23 protein-coding genes are annotated in these 23167 nt (G+C 61.5%); 10 read left to right on the forward strand and 13 right to left on the reverse strand.

Going from position 1 to position 23167, the window contains the following annotated elements; all coding sequences use genetic code 11:
• Positions 1-52: 52 nt before the first annotated feature.
• Together LOY67_RS19205 and LOY67_RS19210 are read right to left on the reverse strand one after the other, a co-directional pair.
• Positions 53-319 carry a hypothetical protein gene (locus tag LOY67_RS19205; protein ID WP_265063973.1) on the reverse strand — a complete coding sequence of 89 codons (267 nt, stop codon included), beginning with the start codon at positions 317-319 and terminating at the stop codon, positions 53-55.
• Between the two features lie 111 nt (positions 320-430).
• Complete coding sequence (locus LOY67_RS19210) at positions 431-796, reverse strand: antibiotic biosynthesis monooxygenase (RefSeq protein ID WP_265063974.1); 366 nt, start codon at positions 794-796, stop codon at positions 431-433.
• A gap of 94 nt (positions 797-890) precedes the next feature.
• On the opposite strand from LOY67_RS19210, the gene soxR reads away from it, so the two are divergent.
• Together soxR and LOY67_RS19220 are read left to right on the forward strand one after the other, a co-directional pair.
• A complete protein-coding gene (gene soxR / locus LOY67_RS19215; protein WP_265063975.1) occupies positions 891-1343 on the forward strand; it encodes a redox-sensitive transcriptional activator SoxR in 453 nt (150 codons plus the stop codon).
• A gap of 102 nt (positions 1344-1445) precedes the next feature.
• The gene (locus tag LOY67_RS19220; RefSeq protein ID WP_265063976.1) at positions 1446-1904 is read left to right on the forward strand and encodes a VOC family protein; all 459 of its coding nucleotides are present in this window, start codon (positions 1446-1448) and stop codon (positions 1902-1904) included.
• A gap of 156 nt (positions 1905-2060) precedes the next feature.
• Here the strand turns inward: LOY67_RS19220 and prpF are convergent, their stop codons facing one another.
• The 5 genes from prpF to LOY67_RS19245 form a co-directional block, all read right to left on the reverse strand.
• Positions 2061-3251: a 2-methylaconitate cis-trans isomerase PrpF gene (prpF, locus tag LOY67_RS19225; protein WP_265063977.1), complete on the reverse strand. Its 1191-nt coding sequence runs from the start codon at positions 3249-3251 to the stop codon at positions 2061-2063.
• A gap of 27 nt (positions 3252-3278) precedes the next feature.
• On the reverse strand, positions 3279-5870 hold the full coding sequence (gene acnD, locus LOY67_RS19230; protein WP_265063978.1) for a Fe/S-dependent 2-methylisocitrate dehydratase AcnD: 2592 nt from the start codon (positions 5868-5870) through the stop codon (positions 3279-3281).
• 198 nt (positions 5871-6068) lie between these two features.
• Positions 6069-7196, reverse strand: coding sequence for a 2-methylcitrate synthase (gene prpC / locus LOY67_RS19235; RefSeq protein ID WP_265063979.1), 1128 nt, complete (start codon positions 7194-7196; stop codon positions 6069-6071).
• A gap of 127 nt (positions 7197-7323) precedes the next feature.
• Positions 7324-8214: a methylisocitrate lyase gene (gene prpB / locus LOY67_RS19240; RefSeq protein ID WP_265063980.1), complete on the reverse strand. Its 891-nt coding sequence runs from the start codon at positions 8212-8214 to the stop codon at positions 7324-7326.
• The gene (locus tag LOY67_RS19245) at positions 8211-8924 is read right to left on the reverse strand and encodes a GntR family transcriptional regulator (RefSeq protein ID WP_265063981.1); all 714 of its coding nucleotides are present in this window, start codon (positions 8922-8924) and stop codon (positions 8211-8213) included. Before LOY67_RS19245 ends, prpB begins: the two co-directional genes overlap by 4 nt.
• A 291-nt stretch (positions 8925-9215) precedes the next feature.
• Here LOY67_RS19245 and LOY67_RS19250 point away from each other — a divergent pair, with 291 nt between their 5' ends.
• The 4 genes from LOY67_RS19250 to pabB all read left to right on the forward strand — a co-directional run bounded on the left by LOY67_RS19250 (position 9216) and on the right by pabB (position 13899).
• On the forward strand, positions 9216-9752 hold the full coding sequence (locus tag LOY67_RS19250) for an ATP-dependent zinc protease (RefSeq protein ID WP_047699233.1): 537 nt from the start codon (positions 9216-9218) through the stop codon (positions 9750-9752).
• A 5-nt stretch (positions 9753-9757) separates the two neighbouring features.
• Entirely contained in the window at positions 9758-11290 is a 1533-nt protein-coding gene (locus tag LOY67_RS19255; RefSeq protein ID WP_265063982.1) for an inactive transglutaminase family protein, read from the forward strand.
• Positions 11290-12276, forward strand: coding sequence for an alpha-L-glutamate ligase-like protein (locus LOY67_RS19260; RefSeq protein WP_047699229.1), 987 nt, complete (start codon positions 11290-11292; stop codon positions 12274-12276). The genes LOY67_RS19255 and LOY67_RS19260 overlap by 1 nt, the downstream gene beginning before the upstream one ends.
• 279 nt (positions 12277-12555) lie before the next feature.
• Positions 12556-13899: an aminodeoxychorismate synthase component I gene (gene pabB, locus LOY67_RS19265; protein ID WP_265063983.1), complete on the forward strand. Its 1344-nt coding sequence runs from the start codon at positions 12556-12558 to the stop codon at positions 13897-13899.
• A 70-nt stretch (positions 13900-13969) separates the two neighbouring features.
• Here the strand turns inward: pabB and thrH are convergent, their stop codons facing one another.
• Positions 13970-14587: a bifunctional phosphoserine phosphatase/homoserine phosphotransferase ThrH gene (gene thrH / locus LOY67_RS19270; RefSeq protein ID WP_041021372.1), complete on the reverse strand. Its 618-nt coding sequence runs from the start codon at positions 14585-14587 to the stop codon at positions 13970-13972.
• Positions 14588-14743: 156 nt separating this feature from the next.
• Between thrH and LOY67_RS19275 the strand changes: the two genes are divergently transcribed.
• The 3 genes from LOY67_RS19275 (at position 14744) to LOY67_RS19285 (ending at position 18259) form a co-directional block, all read left to right on the forward strand.
• Positions 14744-15484 (forward strand): phosphoadenylyl-sulfate reductase, encoded by a 741-nt coding sequence (locus LOY67_RS19275; RefSeq protein ID WP_265063984.1) that lies wholly within the window; start codon positions 14744-14746, stop codon positions 15482-15484.
• A gap of 455 nt (positions 15485-15939) precedes the next feature.
• Positions 15940-17469 carry an NCS1 family nucleobase:cation symporter-1 gene (locus LOY67_RS19280; RefSeq protein WP_265063985.1) on the forward strand — a complete coding sequence of 510 codons (1530 nt, stop codon included), beginning with the start codon at positions 15940-15942 and terminating at the stop codon, positions 17467-17469.
• Between the two features lie 61 nt (positions 17470-17530).
• Positions 17531-18259: an aspartate/glutamate racemase family protein gene (locus LOY67_RS19285; RefSeq protein ID WP_265063986.1), complete on the forward strand. Its 729-nt coding sequence runs from the start codon at positions 17531-17533 to the stop codon at positions 18257-18259.
• A 143-nt stretch (positions 18260-18402) separates the two neighbouring features.
• Here LOY67_RS19285 and LOY67_RS19290 read toward each other — a convergent pair whose 3' ends face one another.
• Positions 18403-19326, reverse strand: a complete 924-nt coding sequence (locus LOY67_RS19290; protein WP_265063987.1) for a LysR family transcriptional regulator — start codon at positions 19324-19326, stop codon at positions 18403-18405.
• Between the two features lie 125 nt (positions 19327-19451).
• Between LOY67_RS19290 and LOY67_RS19295 the strand changes: the two genes are divergently transcribed.
• On the forward strand, positions 19452-20198 hold the full coding sequence (locus tag LOY67_RS19295; protein ID WP_265063988.1) for a 3-oxoacyl-ACP reductase family protein: 747 nt from the start codon (positions 19452-19454) through the stop codon (positions 20196-20198).
• A gap of 69 nt (positions 20199-20267) precedes the next feature.
• Here the strand turns inward: LOY67_RS19295 and LOY67_RS19300 are convergent, their stop codons facing one another.
• From LOY67_RS19300 to LOY67_RS19315, 4 genes are all read right to left on the reverse strand, one after another.
• Positions 20268-20963 (reverse strand): HAD-IA family hydrolase, encoded by a 696-nt coding sequence (locus LOY67_RS19300; protein WP_041021378.1) that lies wholly within the window; start codon positions 20961-20963, stop codon positions 20268-20270.
• Between the two features lie 277 nt (positions 20964-21240).
• Positions 21241-21597: a hypothetical protein gene (locus tag LOY67_RS19305; protein WP_265063989.1), complete on the reverse strand. Its 357-nt coding sequence runs from the start codon at positions 21595-21597 to the stop codon at positions 21241-21243.
• An 88-nt stretch (positions 21598-21685) separates the two neighbouring features.
• On the reverse strand, positions 21686-21895 hold the full coding sequence (locus LOY67_RS19310) for a hypothetical protein (protein WP_265067787.1): 210 nt from the start codon (positions 21893-21895) through the stop codon (positions 21686-21688).
• A gap of 210 nt (positions 21896-22105) precedes the next feature.
• On the reverse strand, positions 22106-22513 hold the full coding sequence (locus LOY67_RS19315) for a glycine zipper domain-containing protein (RefSeq protein WP_188258699.1): 408 nt from the start codon (positions 22511-22513) through the stop codon (positions 22106-22108).
• Between the last annotated feature and the right edge of the window lie 654 nt (positions 22514-23167).

Genomic DNA, 23167 nt, shown 5'->3' on the forward strand with positions numbered 1-23167 from the left:
TTCTGTCGCAAACCCATGGACAGTTGGGTAAAACTTCCGGCGGTACAGTCTCTCAGCTTGGCTTTCCAGATAATTGCACGGGCTGTCCGGCGCTCATTTCGCCGCGATCGTCGAAACCACTGTTTTTCTGCGACGGGCCGAGCAGTTCGGCTTTTTTCGCGTGGTATTCATCGAACGACAGGCCCCGGCGATTCAAGGCTTCAAGGGCCAGCTCGCGGGTTTCTTCGGCGGTGTAAGGGCGCAGTTCAGGTGACGATGATGCGCAGCCACTCAATACAGTGACGGCCAACAGCAGCGAAACGGCAAGGATACGATTCATGATGAGTGTCCGGTGTCTTGGGGCGATGAATGAAGGCTACCCGCCGGCTCTGCTGGGCAGAAATCAACCCTCTTGATAGTGGGTATCGCCCCTCCGTATCGCTCATTGCACTCAATCCACCCACTGGCAATGCAGCGCATTATCCTGGCTGCGCTCAATGCTGTGGATCACCTGGAACGAGCCAAACGTCACGGCTTTGGCCCGGTGAGCCTGGATCAGCCGCCAGAAATCCTGCTCGCCGCTTTCAAACCGTCGAAACGCCGCCTCCCCCGCCTCGCGGGTTTGCCACTGTAGATAATTGAGTACGCGCCTGCCGTCCTCGCTGATCTGGATGCTGGCACTCAGGAAGCCCTGATGCTCCCGCGCCAGATGCTCCGTCTGCTCCGACAGGGCCGTGATCAATGCCTGTTGCCAGTGAGGTTCGATGTCGAATTCGATCAGTTGGGTGAAGCTGCGATTGTTCCTTGGCGACTGCATGAAAGTTCCTCGATACACGTAAGGTGAATCTTGCGATCCGAAGGCGTGCAGCGTAAAACCTCTACTTAAGTCAAGGTCAAGCAATGAATCCGCTATGGCGCAGATAGATATCCACAAAGAACTCACCGTTGGCCAAGTGGCCGCCCGCAGCGGCGTGGCCGTCACCGCCCTGCACTTCTACGAAGCCAAGGGACTGATCAAAAGTACCCGCAACCAGGGCAACCAACGCCGCTACCCGCGGGGGGTGTTGCGGCGCGTGGCGCTGATCAAGGTGGCCCAGCGCCTGGGCATTCCCTTGGCGGAAATCGGCGAGGCGTTGAAAGCCCTGCCGGACAACCGCGCCCCGACGGCTGCCGATTGGCAGGTCCTGTCGGCTCAGTGGAGCCGGGACCTGGATGAACGCATCAACCAATTGATGGCGCTGCGTGACCGGCTGAACGGTTGTATCGGCTGCGGCTGCCTGTCGATGGAGGCCTGCCCGCTGCGTAACCAGGGCGATGTGCTGGGGGAGCGTGGACCGGGTGCGCATCTGCTGGGCCCGTCCTAAGGCGTTCGTCGGGACCTGGGTCGCCTCGAAGTCACTGGCCTATAGTGAATGGGCGCAAATCGACGAAGCCTCTCTTCGCCTGATGCAAAAAGGAGAAACGTCATGGGCGTCAAAGCCATTCCCGAAGGTTTCCACAGCGTTACGCCCTACCTGGGCATCCAGAAAGCCGCCGAAGCCATCGAGTTCTACAAGAAAGCCTTCAATGCCACCGAAGTCATGCGCCTGGCCATGCCCGACGGGGGCATCGGTCATGCCGAACTGCGGATCGGCGGCAGCCCGATCATGCTCGGCACACCGTGCGATCAAGGCCCGCTGCGCAATCCGGACCAATCGCCGTCGGTGGGCCTGCATTTATATGTCGAGGATGTGGACCGCATGTTTGCCCAGGCGATTGCCGCCGGTGGCACGGTGATCGCCGAGGTCAAGGATCAGTTTTATGGTGATCGCTCCGGCAGCCTGAAGGATCCCTATGGACATGTGTGGTTCCTGGCTACGCACAAAGAGGACCTGACTCAGGAACAGATCGAGCAACGGGCCAGGGAGATGTTTCAACAGGGCTGAACTTCCCCGATCAGTCAAACCCCAACCTTGTGGGAGCCTGCTCGCGATGGCGGTGTGTCAGCCAACAATGATGTTGCTGACCCGACGCTATCGCGAGCAGGCTCGCTCCCACAATGATTCGGCGGTGACTGCAAAATCCAGCCCGCCTGTGGTGGATCAGAACGCGCCTGCCGGCACCCGCACCAACCCTTCCATCAACACCCGCGCACTGCGACTCATGATGGCTTTGCTCACCGTCCATTCGCCGTTGACCTGGCTGGCCTCGGCGCCGACGCGCAAGGTGCCGGAAGGATGGCCGAAGCGCACGGCGTTGCGCTCGATACCGCCGGCGGCCAGGTTCACCAGCGTGCCGGAAATGGCGGCGGCGGTGCCGATGGCGACTGCGGCGGTGCCCATCATGGCGTGGTGGAGTTTGCCCATGGACAGCGCCCGCACCAGCAAGTCGACATCCCCTGCAGCTACGGCTTTGCCACTCGATGAAACGTAGTCCGTCGGCGGTGCGACAAACGCCACTTTCGGCGTGTGCTGGCGCTGGGCGGCTTCGTCTAACTGCTTGATCAGGCCCATGCGCAAAGCGCCGTGGGCACGGATGGTTTCGAACATCGCCAGGGCCTTGGGGTCGCCGTTGATGGCGCCCTGCAACTCAGTGCCGGTATAACCGACGTCCCGGGCGTTGATGAAAATCGTCGGGATCCCGGCGTTGATCAGCGTCGCCTTGAGCGTACCGACGCCGGGCACTTCCAGGTCGTCCACCAGGTTGCCGGTGGGAAACATCGAACCGCCACCACCTTCTTCCTCAGCCGCCGGATCCATGAACTCCAGTTGCACTTCTGCCGCCGGAAAAGTCACCCCGTCGAGTTCGAAATCACCGGTTTCCTGCACCGCGCCATCGGTTATCGGCACATGGGCAATGATGGTCTTGCCGATGTTGGCCTGCCAGATCCGCACCACGGCCACACCGTTTTGTGGAATGCGGCTGGATTCCACCAGACCACTGCTGATGGCAAACGAACCCACCGCCGCCGACAGGTTGCCGCAGTTGCCGCTCCAGTCCACGAACGGTTTGTCGATGGACACCTGGCCGAACAGGTAATCGACGTCATGGTCGGCCCGGGTGCTCTTGGACAGGATCACCGTCTTGCTGGTGCTGGACGTTGCACCGCCCATGCCGTCGATCTGCTTCTCATACGGGTCGGGGCTGCCGATAACCCGCAGCAGCAAGGCATCGCGTGCCGCGCCGGGGACACGGGCGGCTTCGGGCAGGTCCGTCAAATTGAAGAACACGCCTTTGCTGGTGCCGCCACGCATGTAGGTGGCGGGTATTCTGATTTGCGGTGCGTGAGCCATGGACGCTCCTACTCCCTATCGTGAGTTTTAAACGGCGACCGCCGATTCAAGAAAGTCCTGGGCAAAGCGCTGCAACACGCCACCCGCTTCATAAATCGACACCTCTTCAGCCGTATCGAGACGGCAGGTCACCGGCACCTCGACGCGCTCGCCGTTCTTGCGGGTGATGACCAGGGTCAGGGTCGCGCGCGGCGTGCGCTCGCCAATCACGTCATAGATTTCGCTGCCATCAATGCCCAGGGTCTTGCGATCCGTGCCGGGCTTGAACTCCAGTGGCAACACGCCCATGCCCACCAGGTTGGTGCGATGGATGCGCTCGAAGCCTTCGGCGGCAATCGCCTCGACACCGGCCAGGCGCACGCCCTTGGCCGCCCAGTCCCGGGACGAGCCCTGGCCGTAGTCGGCGCCAGCGATGATGATCAGCGGCTGCTTGCGCTCCATATAAGTTTCGATGGCTTCCCACATGCGCATGACCTTGCCTTCAGGCTCGACCCGTGCCAGGGAACCCTGCTTGACCTTGCCGTTTTCCTGGACCATTTCGTTGAACAGTTTCGGGTTGGCGAAGGTGGCGCGCTGGGCGGTCAAATGATCGCCCCGGTGCGTGGCGTAGGAGTTGAAGTCTTCTTCCGGCAGGCCCATTTTCGCCAGGTATTCACCGGCGGCGCTGTCCAGCATGATCGCGTTGGATGGCGACAGGTGGTCGGTGGTGATGTTGTCCGGCAGCACCGCCAGCGGGCGCATGCCCTTGAGCGGCCGCGCCCCTGCCAGCGCCCCTTCCCAATAAGGCGGACGGCGGATGTAGGTGCTTTGCGGACGCCAGTCGTACAGCGGCGTGACCTTCGGCCCGGTGTCCTCCTGGATGGCGAACATCGGGATGTACACCTGGCGGAACTGTTCCGGCTTCACCGAAGCCTTGACCACCGCTTCGATTTCCTCGTCGCTCGGCCAGATGTCCTTGAGACGGATTTCCCGACCGTCGACAACGCCCAGCACATCCTTCTCGATGTCGAAGCGGATGGTCCCGGCAATGGCGTAGGCCACCACCAGTGGCGGCGAGGCAAGGAACGCCTGTTTGGCGTATGGATGGATACGCCCGTCGAAGTTGCGGTTACCCGACAGCACGGCAGTGGCGTACAGGTCGCGGTCGATGATTTCCTGCTGGATCACCGGGTCCAGCGCGCCGGACATACCGTTGCAGGTGGTGCAGGCGAAGGCCACCACGCCGAAGCCCAGTTGCTCCAGTTCCTGGGTCAGACCGGCTTCATCCAGGTACAGCGCCACGGTTTTCGAACCGGGCGCCAGGGACGACTTGACCCATGGCTTGCGGACCAGGCCCAGGCGATTGGCGTTGCGCGCCAGCAGGCCTGCGGCGATCACGTTGCGCGGGTTGCTGGTGTTGGTGCAACTGGTGATGGCGGCAATGATCACCGCGCCGTCGGGCATCTGCCCCGGCACTTCGGTCCATTGCCCGGCGATGCCGTTGGCCGCCAGATCGGCGGTCGCGACGCGGGCATGGGGGTTGCTCGGCCCGGCCATGTTGCGCACCACCGAGGACAGGTCGAACGTCAGGCCGCGCTCGTATTGCGCACCCTTGAGGCTGTCGGCCCACAGGCCCACCTGCCGGGCGTAGGTCTCCACCAACTGCACCTGCGCATCTTCGCGACCGGTAAGTTTCAGGTAGTCGATGGTCTGCTGGTCGATGTAGAACATCGCCGCCGTGGCGCCGTATTCCGGGGCCATGTTGGAGATGGTGGCGCGGTCGCCCAGGGTCAGCGCCTGGGCGCCTTCACCGAAAAACTCCAGCCAGGCGCCGACGACTTTTTGCTTGCGCAGGAATTCGGTCAGCGCCAGCACCATGTCGGTGGCGGTGATGCCCGGCTGCAGCTTGCCAGTCAGCTCGACGCCGACGATTTCCGGCAGGCGCATCCACGAGGCGCGGCCGAGCATGACGCTTTCTGCCTCCAGGCCGCCGACGCCGATGGCAATCACACCCAGCGCATCGACATGGGGCGTGTGACTGTCGGTGCCGACGCAGGTGTCGGGGAACGCCACGCCATCCCGTTGCTGGATCACTGGGGACATTTTCTCCAGGTTGATCTGGTGCATGATCCCATTGCCCGGCGGAATCACATCGACGTTCTTGAAGGCCTTCTTGGTCCAGTTGATGAAGTGGAAGCGATCCTCGTTGCGACGGTCTTCGATCGCACGGTTCTTGGCGAATGCCTGAGGATCGAAGCCGGCGCTTTCCACTGCCAGGGAATGGTCGACGATCAGTTGGGTCGGCACCACCGGGTTGACCTGCGCCGGGTCGCCGCCCTGCTGGGCAATGGCGTCGCGCAGGCCGGCGAGGTCCACCAAGGCGGTCTGGCCGAGAATGTCATGGCAGACCACCCGGGCCGGAAACCACGGGAAGTCCAGGTCGCGCTTGCGCTCGATCAGTTGCAGCAGCGATTCGCCCAGGGTGGCCGGGGCGCAGCGACGGACCAGGTTTTCCGCCAGCACGCGGGAAGTGTACGGCAGGCCGTCGTAGGCGCCGGGGCGGATGGCATCCACGGCCCCGCGAACGTCGAAATAATCCAGCGAAGTGCCGGGCAGCGGTTTGCGAAATTCTGTGTTCATGGTCGGGACTCGGGTCACGGTGGGTTCAGGAGGGGCTGGCGCAGCCATTGAAGTGAACCTGTTCCCCTGTGGGAGCGAGCCTGCTCGCGATTGTGGTGGGTCAGTCAACAATGATGTTGCTGACCCGACGCTATCGCGAGCAGGCTCGCTCCCACAGGGTTCCGGGTTTCTTCAGTACCTGCGGTTAGCCCCTCCAGCTCAGCGTTGTTCGATTGGCACGAACTTGCGCTGTTCGACGCCGGTGTATTCGGCGCTCGGGCGGATGATGCGGTTGTTGGCACGCTGTTCGAACACATGGGCGGCCCAGCCGGTCAGGCGCGAGCAGACAAAGATCGGCGTGAACAGCTTGGTCGGGATGCCCATGAAGTGGTACGCCGAGGCATGGTAAAAGTCGGCGTTGGGAAACAGTTTTTTCTGTTCCCACATGGTCTTGTCGATGGCTTCGGAGACAGGGAACAGCACCGTGTCGCCCACTTCGTCGGCGAGTTTTTTCGACCAGCCCTTGATCACCTCGTTGCGCGGGTCGTTGTCCTTATAGATCGCGTGGCCGAAGCCCATGATCTTGTCCTTGCGCTCGAGCATCGCCAGGGTGCCCTTGATCGCCGCTTCCGGCGAATCGAAGCGTTCGATCATTTCCATGGCCGCTTCGTTGGCGCCGCCATGCAACGGGCCACGCAGCGAACCGATGGCGGCGGTGATGCAGGAAAACAGGTCCGACAGGGTCGAAGCACACACCCGGGCGGTGAAGGTCGAGGCGTTGAATTCGTGCTCGGCGTAGAGGATCAGCGACACGTTCATCACCTTGACGTGCAACTCGCTCGGTTTCTTGCCGTGCAGCAAGTGCAGGAAATGGCCGCCAATGGAGGCTTCATCGGTCACGCATTCGATGCGCTGGCCCTGGTGGCTGAAGCGGTACCAGTAGCACATGATCGCCGGGAACGCGGCCAGCAGGCGGTCGGTCTTGTCGTGCTGTGCGGAAAAGCTTTCCTCAGGCTCCAGGTTGCCCAGGAACGAGCAACCGGTGCGCATTACGTCCATCGGATGGGCGTCGGCGGGAATGCGTTCCAGCACTTCTTTAAGGGCTTGGGGCAGGTCCCGCAGTTGGCGCAGTTTGCCGATGTAAGCACCCAGCTGCGCCTGGGTCGGCAGTTCGCCGTACAGCAGCAGGTAGGCCACTTCTTCGAACTGCGCATCCGCCGCCAGGTCGCGAACGTCGTAGCCGCGATAGGTCAGGCCGGCACCGGACTGGCCCACGGTGGACAATGCGGTTTGCCCGGCCACCTGGCCACGGAGCCCGGCACCACTGAGTACTTTTGCTTCGGCCATTTGCTGTCTCCAGTTTTTTAGATTTGTAGAAGGTGGCAAAGATCGCAGCTTCGTTTCACTCAGCAGCTCCTACAGACCTGCTCGATCAATGTAGGAGCTGTCGAGCGAAGCGAGGCTGCGATCTGTTTCATTTCTTCGCAGCGAACAACGCATCGAGCTTCTGCTCGAAGGTGTGGTAGTCGATACGATCGTAAAGCTCCATGCGGGTCTGCATGGTGTCGATGACATTCTGTTGCGTGCCGTCGCGACGGATCGCGGTGTAGACGTTCTCAGCGGCCTTGTTCATGGCGCGGAACGCCGACAACGGGTACAGCACCAGGGACACGTCGGCACCGGCCAGTTGTTCGGTGGTGTAGAGCGGCGTCGCGCCGAACTCGGTGATGTTGGCCAGGATCGGCGCCTTCACGCGGTTGGCGAACAGCTTGTACATTTCGAGTTCGGTTATCGCTTCGGGGAAGATCATGTCGGCGCCGGCCTCGATGCAGGCGGCAGCGCGGTCCAGCGCAGACTCCAGGCCCTCCACTGCCAGGGCATCGGTGCGGGCCATGATCACGAAGCTGTCATCGGTACGGGCATCGACGGCAGCCTTGATGCGGTCGACCATTTCCTGTTGCGAGACAATTTCCTTGTTCGGCCGATGACCGCAGCGCTTGGCGCCGACCTGGTCTTCGATGTGGATCGCCGCCGCGCCGAACTTGCTCATCGACTTGACGGTGCGAGCCACGTTGAACGCCGAGGAACCGAAACCGGTGTCCACGTCCACCAGCAACGGCAGGTCGCAGACGTCGGTGATCCGCCGCACATCGGTCAGCACGTCGTCCAGGCCGGTGATGCCCAGGTCCGGCACGCCGAGGGAACCGGCCGCGACACCGCCGCCCGAGAGGTAAATCGCCTTGAAACCGGCGCGTTTGGCCAGCAGTGCATGGTTGGCATTGATGGTGCCGACCACTTGCAACGGGTGCTCGGAGGCGACCGCATCGCGGAATCGCTGGCCTGGCGTGCTCTTGCTGGAACTCATGACTCACCTCGTTCAGTGGCGGCGCTGTCCTGGAAATGACGCGCGATGTTGCGTTTGGAAGCGCCGATGTGTCGGCGCATCAATAATTCAGCCAGTTCGCCGTCACGGTCGGCGATGGCATCGAGAATCCGGTGATGCTCGGCAAAGGCCTGGCGCGGCCGGTTGGGCGTAGTGGAAAACTGGATGCGGTACATGCGCACCAGTTGATACAGCTCGCCGCAGAGCATCTGCGTCAGGGTGCGGTTGCCGCTGCCCTGGATGATCCGGTAATGAAAGTCGAAATCGCCTTCCTGTTGGTAATAGCCCACGCCGGCCTGGAATGCCGCGTCGCGCTCGTGGGTTTCCAGCACCTGGCGCAGCTCGTCGATTTCTGCCAGGGTCATGCGCTCGGCCGCCAGGCGGCAGGCCATGCCTTCCAGGGACTCGCGGATTTCGTAGAGTTCCAGCAGCTCGGCATGGCTCAGGGAGACTACCCGGGCGCCGACATGAGGCACCCGTACCAGCAGGCGCTGGCCTTCCAGGCGATGGATCGCTTCGCGCAACGGCCCACGGCTGATGCCATAGGTGCGGGCCAGCTCGGGCTCGGAGATCTTGCTGCCGGGGGCGATCTCGCCTTTGACGATGGCGGCCTGGATACGCCGGAAGACGTTTTCGGAAAGGGTCTCCGAGTCGTCCTGGGCCAGCACCGGCGTTTCGAGCTGATCGAGCATATTGTCGACACCTTGAAAATCAATACGGCAAAAACTACCCAATCAAAGCCTATCCGTCAAAACAAAAAACAATATTGTCGACAATCGTCTAATAAAGCTATCCACAATAACCGCCTCTTCGCAGGGTTCGTAGCGTCCGGCCAGCGGTGGCGTCAGAAAACCACCGTGCTAGAATGCCGCCGCTGTTTGCCGCTCTCCTGCTCTTCTAATAGAGAGAGAAGGCTACCGAAGGAGCTTGTGCAGTAATGCCAGGGCCTGAACCGATAAACGGAACGCCGTGCACCAGGATCTATGACATTCAAGCCCTTATCCGCTGTCCTCTGCTTCATGTGCCTGCCGGGGCTTGCTGCGGCGGGTGAAAAAACCGTGTACGGCCTCAACGAATATGCAGCGCTGCAGGGCATCGACCTGGAGGTTGCCGCCAAGCTGGACACCGGCGCCAAGACCGCTTCCCTCAGCGCCCGCGACATCAAGCGCTTCAAGCGCAACGGTGAATCCTGGGTGCGCTTTTACCTGGCCATCGACGCGGCCCATTCGCACCCCATCGAACGCCCGCTGGCCCGGGTCAGCAAGATCAAGCGCCGCGCCGGTGACTACGACCCGGAAGAAGGCAAGAAATACACGGCCCGGCCGGTCATCGAACTGGATATCTGCATGGGCTCGGCCCTGCGCAGTATCGAAGTGAACCTGACCGACCGCAGCGCCTTCCAATACCCGTTGCTGATCGGTTCCGAGGCGCTCAAGCGCTTCGACGCACTGGTCGACCCCAGTCTTAAATACGCTGCCGGCAAACCCGCCTGCACCACTGCCGCTCTTACCGCAGAGTAATTCCAATGCGCGCTCTTACCCTCCATCTGAAAATGCTGATCGCCATCCTGGTGGTGCTGGGCCTGTCGGTGACGGCCTATCAGATTTTCGTGCTCGGCATCCCGGTGACCGAAGACGCCACGGACGATTTGTGGAACATCGATGCCAAGGTCGAATTCGTGCCCAACGCCAAGGATCCGGTGAAGATCCAGATGTTCGTGCCACCGCTGAGCCGCGACTACGTCAGCCTCAACGAAAGTTTCATTTCCAATAACTACGGCGTAGCGGTGAACCGGATCGACGGCAACCGCAAGGTGACGTGGTCGGCCCGCCGGGCCAAGGGCAACCAGACACTTTATTACCGCCTGGTGCTGACCAAGCGCTACAGCGCCGAAAAAACCAAGGTCAAGGGGCCGACCTTCCGCGACAGCATCGCCATCGAAGGCCCGGAGAAGATTGCCGCCGAAGCCCTGCTCGCACCGATCCGCCAGCACTCGGCCGACGTCGAAACCTTCATCAGCGAAGCCATCAAGCGGGTCAACAACCTCAACGACGACAACGTCAAGCTGTTGCTGGCCGGCGATCCGTCGTCGAGCAACAAGGCCAGAATCGTCGAGCTGGTGCTGTCCATCGCCCACGTGCCGGTGGAAAAGGTCCATACCATCCGCCTGGTGGCCGATCAGCCGCAAACCCCGGAACTGTGGCTGCGCAGCTTCAACGGCAATGACTGGCTGTATTTCAACCCGGACACCGGCGAACAGGGCCTGCCCACCGACCGTCTGCTGTGGTGGACCGGCGATGAGAACCTGATCACCGTCGATGGCGGCAAGAAAGCCACCGTCACCTTCAGCATGAACAACAGCGAAATGAACGCCATTCGCCTGGCCAAGCTGACGGACGAGAACACCGACGCCAACTTCCTCGAATACTCGCTCTACGGCCTGCCCCTGCAAACCCAGCAGACCTTCATGATCATGGTGATGATCCCCATCGGCGTGCTGGTGATCCTGATCCTGCGCAACCTGATCGGCCTGCAGACCCTGGGGACCTTTACCCCGGTGCTGATCGCCCTGGCTTTCCGCGAAACCCAGTTGGGGTTCGGGATCGTCCTGTTCACGGTGATCACGGCGCTGGGCCTGTCGCTGCGCTCCTACCTGGAACACCTCAAGTTGCAGATGCTGCCAAGGCTTTCGGTGGTGCTGACGTTCGTGGTGGTGCTGATCGCCGCCATCAGCCTGTTCAGCCATAAGCTGGGCCTGGAGCGTGGCCTGTCGGTGGCGCTGTTCCCGATGGTGATCCTGACCATGACCATCGAACGCCTGTCCATCACCTGGGAAGAGCGCGGCGGCGGTCACGCCATGAAGGTCGCCATCGGCACCCTGTTCGCCGCGTCCCTGGCGCACCTGATCATGAGCGTGCCGGAGCTGGTGTACTTCGTCTTCACCTTCCCGGCGATCCTGCTGATCCTCGTGGGCTTCATGCTGGCCATGGGTCGCTACCGCGGCTACCGCCTGACCGAGCTGGTGCGGTTCAAGGCCTTCCTCAAGGCTGACTCGTAATGTTCGGTTTCTGGAAAACCTGGAAGGCCCTGGAAGCCCGGGGGATCATGGGCATCAACCGGCGCAATGCCGACTACGTGCTCAAGTACAACAAGCGCAGCCTGTACCCCATCGTCGATGACAAGATCATCACCAAGGAACGGGCCATCGCGGCCGGCATCCACGTGCCGGAACTGTACGGGATCATCTCCACCGAGAAGGAAATCGATAAACTCGACGGGATCATCGGCGGGCGCACCGACTTTGTGATCAAGCCGGCCCAGGGCGCCGGCGGCGACGGCATCATCGTGATCGCCGACCGCTTCGAAGGCCGCTATCGCACCGTGTCCGGCAAGATCATCAGCCACGAGGAAATCGAGCACCATATTTCCAGTATCCTCACCGGCCTGTACTCCTTGGGCGGACACCGGGACCGGGCACTGATCGAGTACCGCGTGGTGCCGGACCAGATCTTCAAGAGCATCAGTTATGAAGGCGTGCCGGACATCCGCATCATCGTGCTGATGGGTTATCCGGTGATGGCCATGCTGCGCCTGCCGACCCGTCAGTCCGGCGGCAAGGCCAACCTGCACCAGGGTGCCATCGGCGTCGGCGTGGACCTCGCCACCGGCCTGACCCTGCGCGGCACCTGGCTGAACAACATCATTGCCAAACACCCCGACACCACCAACGCGGTGGACGGTGTGCAACTGCCCTACTGGGACGGCTTCATGAAACTCGCCGCCGGTTGCTATGAGCTGTGCGGACTGGGCTACATCGGCGTGGACATGGTGCTGGACCAGGAAAAAGGCCCGTTGATCCTGGAATTGAACGCCCGGCCGGGACTGAACATCCAGATCGCCAACGACTGCGGCCTGACCCTGCGCACCCACGCCGTGGAAGCCCACCTGGAAGAGCTCAAGGCCCGGGGCGTGGTTGAAACCGTGGAAGAGCGGGTGGCGTTTGCCCAGGAGTTGTTTGGGCATATTCCGCCGGTTGAGGGCTGAGCACCTAACCGACTTGATAGAAAACCTGTGGCGAGGGGATTTATCCCCGCTGGGCTGCGCAGCAGCCCCAACAAAGTTAGCTCAATCTGTCTGATACACCGAGGTGCCAGGATTTAGGGCTGCTTCGCACCCCAGCGGGGATAAATCCCCTCGCCACAAGAGCTCATACTGCAGGTAGCTCAAAACCCCGGACTTGCCCATCTCCGACATCCCTCTAGGAGCAAATCCTACACAGGGATTACAATCCCCACCCCGCCTGAACGGCCGACCCACCCGCCCATGCCTACCTGTTCTGTACACCCGTTACCCTACCGCGCCAACCCCGCCGAGTATTTCGCGGCGATTCGTCATGCCCCGGGCAGCGTGCTGCTCGACAGCGGCCGGCCCAGTGCGGAGCGCGGACGTTATGACCTGCTCAGTGCCTGGCCACTGGAACAATTGGCCGTGCTGCCGGAAGAGAGCGGTGCCGATTTCCTGCAACGGCTGCGCGCTCAACTGACGCAGCTGGGGCATGCTGTACTGCCAGGCAAGGTGCAATTGCCCTTTGCCGGCGGCCTGATCGGCTACTTGAGTTATGACTTCGGCCGACACCTCGAAGCGCTGCCATCCCACGCCAAGGACGACCTGCAACTGCCGGATGCCCGTTTCGGCGTGTACGACTGGGCACTGGTCAGCGACCACCAGGCCGGCACCAGCCAACTGGTATTCCATCCCCATTGCCACGAAAGCGAACGCCAGCGCCTGATCGCGCTGTTCAGCCAGCCGATCCCGGCAACAGAGGCCGGCTTCAGACTTGAAAGCCCGATGGCTCCCGACCTCAGCGCCGATGAATATCGGCAGGCCATCGAGCGTATCCACGGTTATATCCAGGCCGGCGATTGTTACCAGGTCAACTTTGCCCAGCGTTTCCGGGCACCCTGCCAGGGCGATGCCTGGGCCGCCTACCAGGCGCTGCGCGCGGCGTGCCCGACGCCGTTTTCCGGCTTCCAGAGCCTGCCCGATGGCGGCGCCGTGCTGAGCCTGTCGCCCGAACGCTTCGTCAAAGTCAGCGAAAGCCACGTGGAAACCCGCCCGATCAAGGGCACCCGCCCCCGTGGTACGACGCCCGGCGAAGACGCGGCCCACGCCGCCGAGCTGCTGGCCAGCCCCAAGGACCGGGCGGAAAACCTGATGATTGTCGATCTGCTGCGCAACGACCTGGGCCGCACCTGTCGGATCGGCTCGGTGCGCGTGCCGGAACTGTTCAGCCTGGAAAGCTACCCGAACGTGCATCACCTGGTCAGCAGCGTGACCGGCGAGCTGGCCGACGGCAAGGATGCCCTGGACCTGATCGCCGGCAGCTTCCCCGGCGGCTCCATCACCGGCGCACCGAAGATCCGCGCCATGCAGATCATCGACGAACTCGAACCGACCCGACGCGGGCTGTATTGCGGCTCGTTGCTGTACCTGGACGTGCGCGGGGAAATGGACAGCTCCATCGCCATCCGCAGCCTGCTGGTCAAGGACGGACAGGTGTGTTGCTGGGGCGGCGGCGGGATTGTCGCGGACTCGCACTGGCAGGCGGAGTATCAGGAGTCGATTACCAAGGTGAAGGTGCTGCTCGAGACTCTGCAGAGCCTCTGACACCACACAGCCTCCTGTTTTGATCGTTCCCACGCTCTGCGTGGGAACGATCGATCAACAACGTATGGGGTTACAGGCTCAGATTGCGGTTCGAGGCCTTGAGGAACTCCTGTTTCAACTCGGCAAAGCTGTGCACCGCCGGGAATTGCGGAAATTCTCGGATCACATTGTCCGGCGCATGGAACAGAATCCCGGCGTCGGCTTCGCCAAGCATCGTGGTGTCATTGTAGGAATCCCCCGCCGCGATCACCCGGTAGTACAAGCTCTTGAAGGCCAGGACCGACTGCCGCTTGGGATCTTTCTGACGCAATTGATAGCCGGTAACCCGCCCACCTTCATCCGTGATCAGACGATGGCACAGCAACGTCGGGAAGCCCAGTTGGCGCATCAGGGGTTGGGAAAATTCATAGAACGTGTCGGAAAGAATCACCACCTGGAAGCGTTCGCGCAGCCAGTCGACGAACTCGATGGCACCGTCCAGCGGCTTGAGGGTGGCGATGACCTCCTGGATGTCGGAGAGCTTGAGGCCATGTTCGTCGAGGATGCGCAGCCGCTGCTTCATCAGCACGTCGTAGTCGGGAATGTCCCGGGTGGTTGCCCTGAGGGATTCAATCCCGGTTTTTTCGGCAAAGGCGATCCAGATTTCCGGGACCAGCACACCTTCCAGGTCAAGACAGGCAATTTCCACAAGACACTCCCATTTTTGGATGTTTATCGGTTGAGCGAACAAAAGGCCTGCCGACTCTAGCCGCAACGCACAGGAACGCGCCAGCCCCGGCCACTTTTGTTACCATCAGCCTCATATAGAGCGCTCAGCGCCACCGACCTGTAGGAAACCGCCCTGATGAGCCCATCGTTTGACGTCGTGGAACTCGCCACGACCTATGCCAACAAGTCTCCACAAGACATCCTCAAGCTGGCCTTCGCCGAATTCGGCGATGACCTGTGGATATCTTTCAGCGGCGCCGAGGATGTGGTGCTGGTGGACATGGCCTGGAAGCTGAACAAGAACGTCAAGGTGTTCAGCCTCGACACCGGTCGCCTGCACCCGGAAACCTATCGGTTCATCGATCAGGTGCGCGAGCACTACAAGATCGACATCGAACTGGTCTCGCCGGACCATACGAAACTGGAGCCTTTCGTGAAGGAAAAAGGCCTGTTCAGTTTCTACAAGGACGGCCATGGCGAGTGCTGCGGCATCCGCAAGATCGAGCCACTGCGCCGCAAGCTGTCCGACGTCCGCGCCTGGGCCACCGGCCAGCGCCGCGACCAGAGCCCTGGCACCCGCAGCCAGGTGGCCGTGCTGGAAATCGACACGGCGTTTTCCACGCCAGAGCGCACCCTTTACAAGTTCAACCCGCTGTCGCAAATGACCAGCGAGGAAGTCTGGGGCTACATCCGCATGCTGGAGCTGCCTTACAACAGCCTGCATGAACGCGGCTTCATCAGCATCGGCTGCGAGCCCTGCACCCGCCCGGTACTGCCGAACCAGCACGAACGCGAAGGCCGCTGGTGGTGGGAGGAAGCCACGCAGAAGGAATGCGGGTTGCACGCCGGTAACATCATCAGCAAATCCAAGACCTGATCTGTAGCCCGGCCTTCTGTACACAAAAAATGTCACTTCAAGTGGCATTTTTTGTGTGCACTCCATCGAGTAACGCACCGAAAAGTTACATTTTTACGTTTCTTCCCCCGACCTTCGCCTTTCCCTTCCCCACCTCAAAAAATAAATACCTGTTCAAACGGTCAATTTATAAACGCTTGATTTCAGCGACTTACACGCATTAGATAACTAATCGAAATCAACGTGCCTTTTGTTAGATCCAAGGCTGGCATAAATCTGGCTTGAGACGACAAGTGTTTTGTATACAAACCTAATAAAACATACACACACTTTAGATCCGCAAGCCTGAAGCGCCCTATCCCGTACAGGCTGCAGATGCCCCATCACCAATGATGCTTGCCGCGTCGCGACGAAGATTGCCGAGCCCCGCGCTCATGCACAGTCATCGCTGCGCCGAGAATCAGGAGCCTGCCGGAATGCGTACAAGTCTCTCCAATAACATCGCGCTGGATCTACCCTCTTCAACCGCTGCCTTCGATGACCAAACCGCGGCCGCCCTGGCCCTGAGCCCGAGGCTGCACAACAAGGACCTGGCGCCGACCAAGGCCGAAGGCCGACGTTGGGGCCGCTATAGCATCTTTGCCCTGTGGACCAACGACGTACACAACATCGCCAACTATTCCTTCGCCATCGGCCTCTATGCGCTGGGCCTGGGGGGCTGGCAGATCCTGCTGTCCCTGGGGATCGGCGCGGCCCTGGTGTACGGTTTCATGAACCTGTCCGGCTACATGGGGCAGAAGACCGGGGTGCCGTTCCCGGTGATCAGCCGGATCAGCTTCGGCATCCACGGCGCACAGATTCCCGCATTGATCAGGGCCGTGATCGCCATCGCCTGGTTTGGCATCCAGACCTACCTCGCGTCGGTGGTTTTCCGGGTGTTGCTGACGGCGATTCATCCAGGCTTCGCCGAATACGACCACAACTCGATCCTGGGTCTGTCGAGCCTGGGCTGGGTGTGCTTCGTGGCGATCTGGTTCGTGCAACTGATGATCCTGGCCTACGGCATGGAAACGGTGCGCCGTTACGAAGGCTTCGCCGGGCCGGTGATCCTGGTGACCGTCGCGGCCCTGGCCGGATGGATGTACACCCAGGCCGGCGCAACCATTGCCTGGTCGATCCGCGAACCGCTGACCGGCGGCGAAATGTGGCGCAATATCTTCGCCGGCGGTGCGCTGTGGCTGGCGATCTACGGCACGTTGGTGCTCAACTTCTGCGACTTTGCCCGTTCTTCGCCGTGCCGTCGGACCATCATCGTCGGCAACTTCTGGGGCCTGCCGGTGAATATCCTGGTGTTTGCCGCCATCACCGTCCTGTTGTGCGGTGCGCAGTTCCAGATCAACGGACAGATCATCGAGAGCCCGACCCAGGTGATCGCCTCGATTCCCAACACCTTCTTCCTGGTGCTGGGCTGCCTGGCGTTCCTGATCGTCACCGTGGCGGTGAACATCATGGCCAACTTCGTCGCCCCGGCCTTCGTGCTCAGCAACCTGGCGCCCAAGTACCTGAACTTCCGCCGCGCCGGGTTGATCAGCGCCGCCATCGCTGTGTTGATCCTGCCGTGGAACCTCTACAACAGCCCGCTGGTGATCGTGTACTTCCTGTCCGGCCTCGGCGCCCTGCTCGGCCCGCTGTACGGCGTGATCATGGTCGATTACTGGTTGCTGCGAAAAGGCCGCATCAACGTGCCGCAGTTGTACAGCGAAGACCCGAACGGTGCGTACTTCTACAGCAACGGGGTCAACCTGCGGGCCGTGGCGGCGTTCATTCCGGCGGCGTTGATCGCGATCATCCTGGCACTGGTGCCCGGCTTCGATAGCGTCTCACCGTTTTCCTGGCTGATCGGCGCTTCGATTGCGGGGCTGCTGTACCTGATCATCGCCAAGCGCCAAGCGTATTACGAGGACGTCAGCGGTGAATCCATCGCTGTGGATAACGTCAGCCATTGATTGTTCAAGGCGGCCCGCCAGGTGCGGGCCGCTGACTTTTCTGCGTTAAGGGAAACAGCTCATGCGAATTCTTGTGGTCAACGTCAACACCACCGAATCCATCACCGAGGCCATCGCCCGGCAAGCCCAGGCCGTGGCCGCCCCCGGCACCGAGATTGTCGGGCTCACGCCGCATTTCGGTGCCGACTCTATCGAAGGCAATTTCGAAAGTTACCTGGCCGCCATCGCCGTGATGGATCGAGTGATGTCCTACGACCAGCCGTTCGACGCGGTGATCCAGGCCGGCTACGGCGAGCACGGTCGTGAAGGTTTGCAGGAACTACTCAACGTCCCGGTGGTGGACATCACCGACGCGGGCGCCAGCACCGCCATGTTTCTCGGTCATGCCTACTCGGTGGTCACCACCCTGGACCGCACCGTGCCGCTGATCGAAGACCGCCTCAAGCTCTCCGGCCTGTACGACCGCTGCGCCTCCGTGCGGGCCAGTGGCCTGGCGGTGCTGGAGCTGGAGGAAGACCCGCAGCGAGCGGTCGAAGCCATCGTCCACCAGGCTGAACTGGCGGTCAGCCAGGACAAGGCCGAAGTCATCTGCCTGGGCTGCGGCGGCATGGCCGGGCTCGATGAACAGATCCGCCAGCGCACCGGGGTGCCGGTGGTCGATGGGGTGACAGCGGCGGTGACCGTTGCCGAATCGTTGGTGCGGTTGGGGTTGTCGACGTCGAAGGTACGCACCTATGCGACGCCTCGGCCCAAGCACATTGTGGGCTGGCCGGGGCGGTTTGGGCGGTGAGTTCTCCACTCTAGACCGAGTCGACTCCATCGCGAGCAGGCTCCCACAGTTGGATTGTGGTGGACATAAAATTGAAGCCCAACACAAATCCCCTGTGGGAGCGAGCCTGCTCGCGATGGAGCCGACTCGGTCCCAAGCCAAGCTCAAACCGCACTGAACCGCTCCCCCAACCCCTGCGCGGCAAACTGCTCGATGATGAAGTCCACAAACGCCCGGGTCTTGCCCGGCAGCAGTTTGTGCTCGGCGTAATAAATGGAGATGTTGCCATCGTCGACGTACCAGTCCGTCAGCACCCGTTGCAACGCACCGGATTCCAGGTACGGAACAGCCACCGGCATGCTCACCAGCCCGATGCCCAGCCCTTGCGCTGCGGCGGCGCAATCGGCCTCCGAGTCACTCATGGTCATGCGTGCCTTGAGCATGAGCGGACGATGCTGCCCTGTGCGACTGGTCAGTTGCCATGACCGGACACGCCCGGTCTGGGGCGAACGGATCAGGATCCCCTGATGGTGCACCAGATCGTCCGGCTCGATCACCGCCGCATGGCTTTGCAGATAGTCCTTGGAGGCCACCAGCACTCGATGAGCCACCGCCAGCTTGCGCGCCACCACACCAAGGGGCAGTTCGAAACCGCCGCCGATGGCCGCATCGAAGCCCTGGCCGATCAAGTCCACCTGCCGGTTATCGAAGTGCCAGTCCGGATTGATCGCCGGGTACCGCTGTAGAAAAGTGCCCAGCAACGGCACCACATACAACCGGCCGAACGCCGTGCCCATGCTCACCTTAAGCGTACCCGCCGGTTGCCCGCCCGCGCTGGCGAGGTTGGCGACCGCGTTCTGGATGGTATTGAGGCTGCCGCTCACTTCGCTCAGGAACAGCTGACCGGCTTCGGTCAGCGTCAGGCGACGGGTGCTACGCTGGAACAGTCGTACACCCAGCCGCGCCTCGAGCTTGGCCACGCTCTTGCCCACCGCCGCCGGGGTCACGCTCAAGCGGCGAGCCGCTTCGGCAAAACTGCCGACTTCGGCGCTGCGGACGAAGCATTCGATACTACCAAATTTTTCCATGATCACCATTCTAAACTTCTGGTTTACACAGACTATAGCAATGACGGTCTACACAACCAGAGACGCGATCCTGATACTCCCCCCATCGCCGCGGCATCTCGCCCCGGTACATTTTGGAGAACATCATGAGTACTCAAACACTGAAGGGTAAGGTCGCCTTGGTCCAGGGCGGTTCCCGCGGCATCGGCGCCGCCATCGTCAAGCGCCTGGCCGCAGAGGGCGCCGCCGTGGCCTTCACCTATGTCAGCTCAGCCGCCAAGGCTGAAGCACTGCAGAACAGCATCACCGCAACCGGCGGCAAAGCCCTGGCGATCAAAGCCGACAGCGCCGACGCCGATGCCATCCGCAACGCTGTCGAAGCGACCGCCGAGGCTTTCGGCGGGCTGGACATTCTGGTCAACAACGCCGGCGTCCTGGCAATGGCACCGCTGGACGAGTTCAAGCTCGAAGACTTCGACCAGACCCTGGCCGTCAACGTGCGCAGTGTATTCATCGCTACGCAAGCCGCCGCACGCCACATGACCGAAGGCGGTCGGGTGATCAATATCGGCAGCACCAACGCCGACCGCATGCCCTTTGCCGGCGGCGCCCCTTACGCCATGAGCAAAGCCGCACTGGTGGGCCTGACCAAAGGCCTGGCCCGTGACCTTGGCCCCCGGGGCATCACGGTCAACAACGTGCAGCCGGGCCCGGTCGACACCGACATGAACCCGGCCGACAGCGACTTCGCGTCCAGCCTGATGTCGCTGATGGCCATCGGGCGCTACGGCAAGGTCGACGAAATCGCCAGCTTCGTCAGCTACCTGGCAGGCCCGGAAGCGGCCTATATCACCGGGGCCAGCCTGAGCATCGACGGTGGTTTCGGCGCCTGAGCCGGGCATGAAAAAACGCCGGTCATGGGTTCAACCATGACCGGCGTTTCGTTGTGGAACTGCAGGTTGTCAGGCCCGCTCCAGCTCCGGCAGACCACAGAGCCCTGGCTGGAACATTTTCAGCGAACGGATGATCCCGTCGGCGTGGGCATATTTTTCGTCGGCCATGGCCGGATCCGGGATGGCGATGGCGGTCATGCCCGCCGCTTTCGCTGCGGTGACGCCAAACGGAGAATCCTCGAACACTAGGCAATCACGAGGATCGACGCCCAGGCGACGGGCCGCGACGAGGAAGATATCCGGCGCCGGCTTTGCCGCGCCCACTTCCGGATCGTCCGCGGTGACGATGAAGTCGAACAGCGCAAACCAATCCCGGTGCAGGGTGGTTTTCAAGGCGAAGGTATGCCGCGACGAGCTGGTGCCCACCGCAATAGGCACGCCACTGGCCTTGAGGTGCCGCACCAGTTCCTCGGCGCCCGGCATTGCCAGGGCATGGGGAAAACGCTCGCGCATCAACGGCTCGCGGATCACCAGGAATTCCTCCGGGGTGATCGGTAACTCCAGGGCCTGGACCACATAGCGGGCCAGATCCCCGGCGCCGCGGCCGATGATGTTCTGCTTGACGCTCCAGTCGAACGTGCGCCCGTAGCGCTCAGCGATGATGGACGTGACCTCGGTGTAGATGCCCTCGGTGTCCAGCAACAGCCCATCCATGTCGAAAATCACGGCTTTGATCGGGCCAAACTCTTTCAACGGTGCATTCATCGCATCTGATCCGTTATCAACACAACATTCCAGGGGATGGCTCAGGAGCGTCCGGAGCAATGTGTTTGCCTTAAAGGATTCAGCAGAATAGCGAGGGGGGGCTGGGAGAGGCAACGGGAAATCGTACGACATCAGGATGAAGCTGCCCGGTAGGAGCTGTCGAGCGTAGCGAGGCTGCGATCTTTTGATCTTGATGTTCCCAAGACTTGTGAGCATCGGGAAAAGATCGCAGCCTCGCTACGCTCGACAGCTCCTACAGCGCTCCATCACTGCTTGGTCATTGGCTTGAGCTGCTGGAACCGCTCGAGCTACCGCCGCTGTCGCTGCTACCGGCTCCGGTGCCGCTGCTGGAGGAATCGCCGCCCATGGTGCTGCCACCGCTGGTGGAGCCGCTTCCGGTGCCGGGGTTCGTGCTGCTGCCGTTGGCGTCGCCACCGTTACCGCCACTCACGGAACCGGGAGGCAGTGCATTGCCGTTGGCGTCGGTGGTGCCGCCGGCATCCATCTGAGTGGAGGGTGGCATGCCGCCCTTATCCACGGGAGGACTGCCGCCCGAGGACTGGGCGACAGCCACCAGTGGACTGATTGAAAGAATTCCGGCAAGGATCAGTGCCGTCATGTGTGACTTCATCATAGTGAGTCTCCTTTTTCGAGATGCTTACCAGATGTGGGCAACCCTGCTGGGCAGATGGTGCCGAGAAATCGACAGGCGGGCCAGGCCGTCAGCTCGGTTTGCCGGAAGCATCGTCCCCGGCGATATCCGGATCATCCGGGCTCGCCTCGACCTCTTCATCCTCGCTCGGCACCGGCTCCGCGCCATTCTCATCATCCGGTGGTCGTTGGTCGCGGCCCAGGGAGTTGGTTGGCGAGGGTAAAGGGTATTCCGGGGTTTCGTCCTCGGTCTCGATCAGGGGAACCAGGGCATCATCCATCAGCGAGCCTGGGTCTTCATTGCCCGGATCATTGACGAAAGGCACACCCGACGGGCCTTTTTCTTCCTTGCCTTCGGTTTCCGGCGTCATGACACACCTCGCATTTGCAAATGGATGTATCAATTCGAGGCGGGGGGACAGTAAACGTTCCGATAAATCCCGGGAAAGAAAAACCCGGCACAAGGCCGGGTTTCTCAGTCAGGCATCGCTTCAGCGATGCTTTCTTTTATGCTTGTACTTCTTGCCGGAATGACGGTCGTTGTCGTTGGACAGGTTGCTGCCCAGCGCACCACCTGCCGCACCGCCAATGCCTGCACCAATGGTCGACCCGGTGGAGCCGCCCAGGCGGTTACCGACAATCGAACCACCGGCCGACCCCAGGCCGCCGCCAATGGCTGCTTCCGTGCGGCTGCCCTTGCGAGCCCCCACCGCACTGCCCGCCGCGCCGCCGACACCGGCGCCAATCGCTGCGCCTGTGCTGCCGCCCATCTGCTGGCCAACCACATTACCCAATACACCGCCAAGGCCACCGCCGATTGCAGCAGTACCATCACCAGCCGCCATCGCACCTTGAGCAACCACAAGCCCAAGCACCAGGGTGGACAAAGTCAAACGCATGATAAAAACCTCAAGAATGCCGCATCGGGAAAGATGGCCGGTGCGCGCGGGGCGCGAGTTTACGCCAAACGGCATCAACCATGCTGGTTGGACAACGAATGCAGGGGGAGTTTTATGACAGGCAAAAAAAAGCCCGCTGGGGAAACGGGCAGGTACTGCTTTCTAACGGATGAGCTCAGCCTACGTTTCCGAGTGTGAAAGAAACGTGAAAGAAATCGCTCGTAGGAAAAAGAGTAGAAATATCTACACCAACGACAGGAATGCTCTGAAGCGAGGGAGCAAGCCCCTCGCCACAGGCTCATTCCATTGAATGACTTCAGTGGCGGGGTTGTGTTTGAGTTATTTGCTGGCAGGTACCCTGGGCAGGAACTTGGCTTTTTCCCCTCGCTGTACCTTCGCAACCTTCGTCCGGATGGACTTGATCGGCTCGTCGCCAAAGTCCGACCGATACGCCGATTGACCACACTGCAGCCCTTCATTGATCGGGTATACGGCTGCGTTTTCCTCGCTGTACGGTGCTCCCATCGCCTTTCCCCTTTTCATCGAGATCGATACCGGCATCAACCGATTGCCTGAACCATATCGACCTTCACGAGCTTGAGACTAGTCGGTCAGCAACAGACCGCACGGCCATGACAGCACTGCCCGACGAAT

The sequence above is a fragment of the Pseudomonas sp. B21-056 genome (assembly GCF_026016325.1).
Lineage (GTDB): Bacteria > Pseudomonadota > Gammaproteobacteria > Pseudomonadales > Pseudomonadaceae > Aquipseudomonas.

What these genes read in the sequence shown, in the direction of transcription:
- LOY67_RS19205 (WP_265063973.1), bottom strand. Translation starts at nt 319, where the DNA reads ATGAATCGTATCCTTGCCGTTTCGCTGCTGTTGGCCGTCACTGTATTG.
- LOY67_RS19210 (WP_265063974.1), bottom strand. Translation starts at nt 796, where the DNA reads ATGCAGTCGCCAAGGAACAATCGCAGCTTCACCCAACTGATCGAATTC.
- soxR (WP_265063975.1), top strand. Translation starts at nt 891, where the DNA reads ATGGCGCAGATAGATATCCACAAAGAACTCACCGTTGGCCAAGTGGCC.
- LOY67_RS19220 (WP_265063976.1), top strand. Translation starts at nt 1,446, where the DNA reads ATGGGCGTCAAAGCCATTCCCGAAGGTTTCCACAGCGTTACGCCCTAC.
- prpF (WP_265063977.1), bottom strand. Translation starts at nt 3,251, where the DNA reads ATGGCTCACGCACCGCAAATCAGAATACCCGCCACCTACATGCGTGGC.
- acnD (WP_265063978.1), bottom strand. Translation starts at nt 5,870, where the DNA reads ATGAACACAGAATTTCGCAAACCGCTGCCCGGCACTTCGCTGGATTAT.
- prpC (WP_265063979.1), bottom strand. Translation starts at nt 7,196, where the DNA reads ATGGCCGAAGCAAAAGTACTCAGTGGTGCCGGGCTCCGTGGCCAGGTG.
- prpB (WP_265063980.1), bottom strand. Translation starts at nt 8,214, where the DNA reads ATGAGTTCCAGCAAGAGCACGCCAGGCCAGCGATTCCGCGATGCGGTC.
- LOY67_RS19245 (WP_265063981.1), bottom strand. Translation starts at nt 8,924, where the DNA reads ATGCTCGATCAGCTCGAAACGCCGGTGCTGGCCCAGGACGACTCGGAG.
- LOY67_RS19250 (WP_047699233.1), top strand. Translation starts at nt 9,216, where the DNA reads ATGACATTCAAGCCCTTATCCGCTGTCCTCTGCTTCATGTGCCTGCCG.
- LOY67_RS19255 (WP_265063982.1), top strand. Translation starts at nt 9,758, where the DNA reads ATGCGCGCTCTTACCCTCCATCTGAAAATGCTGATCGCCATCCTGGTG.
- LOY67_RS19260 (WP_047699229.1), top strand. Translation starts at nt 11,290, where the DNA reads ATGTTCGGTTTCTGGAAAACCTGGAAGGCCCTGGAAGCCCGGGGGATC.
- pabB (WP_265063983.1), top strand. Translation starts at nt 12,556, where the DNA reads ATGCCTACCTGTTCTGTACACCCGTTACCCTACCGCGCCAACCCCGCC.
- LOY67_RS19275 (WP_265063984.1), top strand. Translation starts at nt 14,744, where the DNA reads ATGAGCCCATCGTTTGACGTCGTGGAACTCGCCACGACCTATGCCAAC.
- LOY67_RS19280 (WP_265063985.1), top strand. Translation starts at nt 15,940, where the DNA reads ATGCGTACAAGTCTCTCCAATAACATCGCGCTGGATCTACCCTCTTCA.
- LOY67_RS19285 (WP_265063986.1), top strand. Translation starts at nt 17,531, where the DNA reads ATGCGAATTCTTGTGGTCAACGTCAACACCACCGAATCCATCACCGAG.
- LOY67_RS19290 (WP_265063987.1), bottom strand. Translation starts at nt 19,326, where the DNA reads ATGGAAAAATTTGGTAGTATCGAATGCTTCGTCCGCAGCGCCGAAGTC.
- LOY67_RS19295 (WP_265063988.1), top strand. Translation starts at nt 19,452, where the DNA reads ATGAGTACTCAAACACTGAAGGGTAAGGTCGCCTTGGTCCAGGGCGGT.
- LOY67_RS19300 (WP_041021378.1), bottom strand. Translation starts at nt 20,963, where the DNA reads ATGAATGCACCGTTGAAAGAGTTTGGCCCGATCAAAGCCGTGATTTTC.
- LOY67_RS19305 (WP_265063989.1), bottom strand. Translation starts at nt 21,597, where the DNA reads ATGATGAAGTCACACATGACGGCACTGATCCTTGCCGGAATTCTTTCA.
- LOY67_RS19310 (WP_265067787.1), bottom strand. Translation starts at nt 21,895, where the DNA reads ATGGATGATGCCCTGGTTCCCCTGATCGAGACCGAGGACGAAACCCCG.
- LOY67_RS19315 (WP_188258699.1), bottom strand. Translation starts at nt 22,513, where the DNA reads ATGCGTTTGACTTTGTCCACCCTGGTGCTTGGGCTTGTGGTTGCTCAA.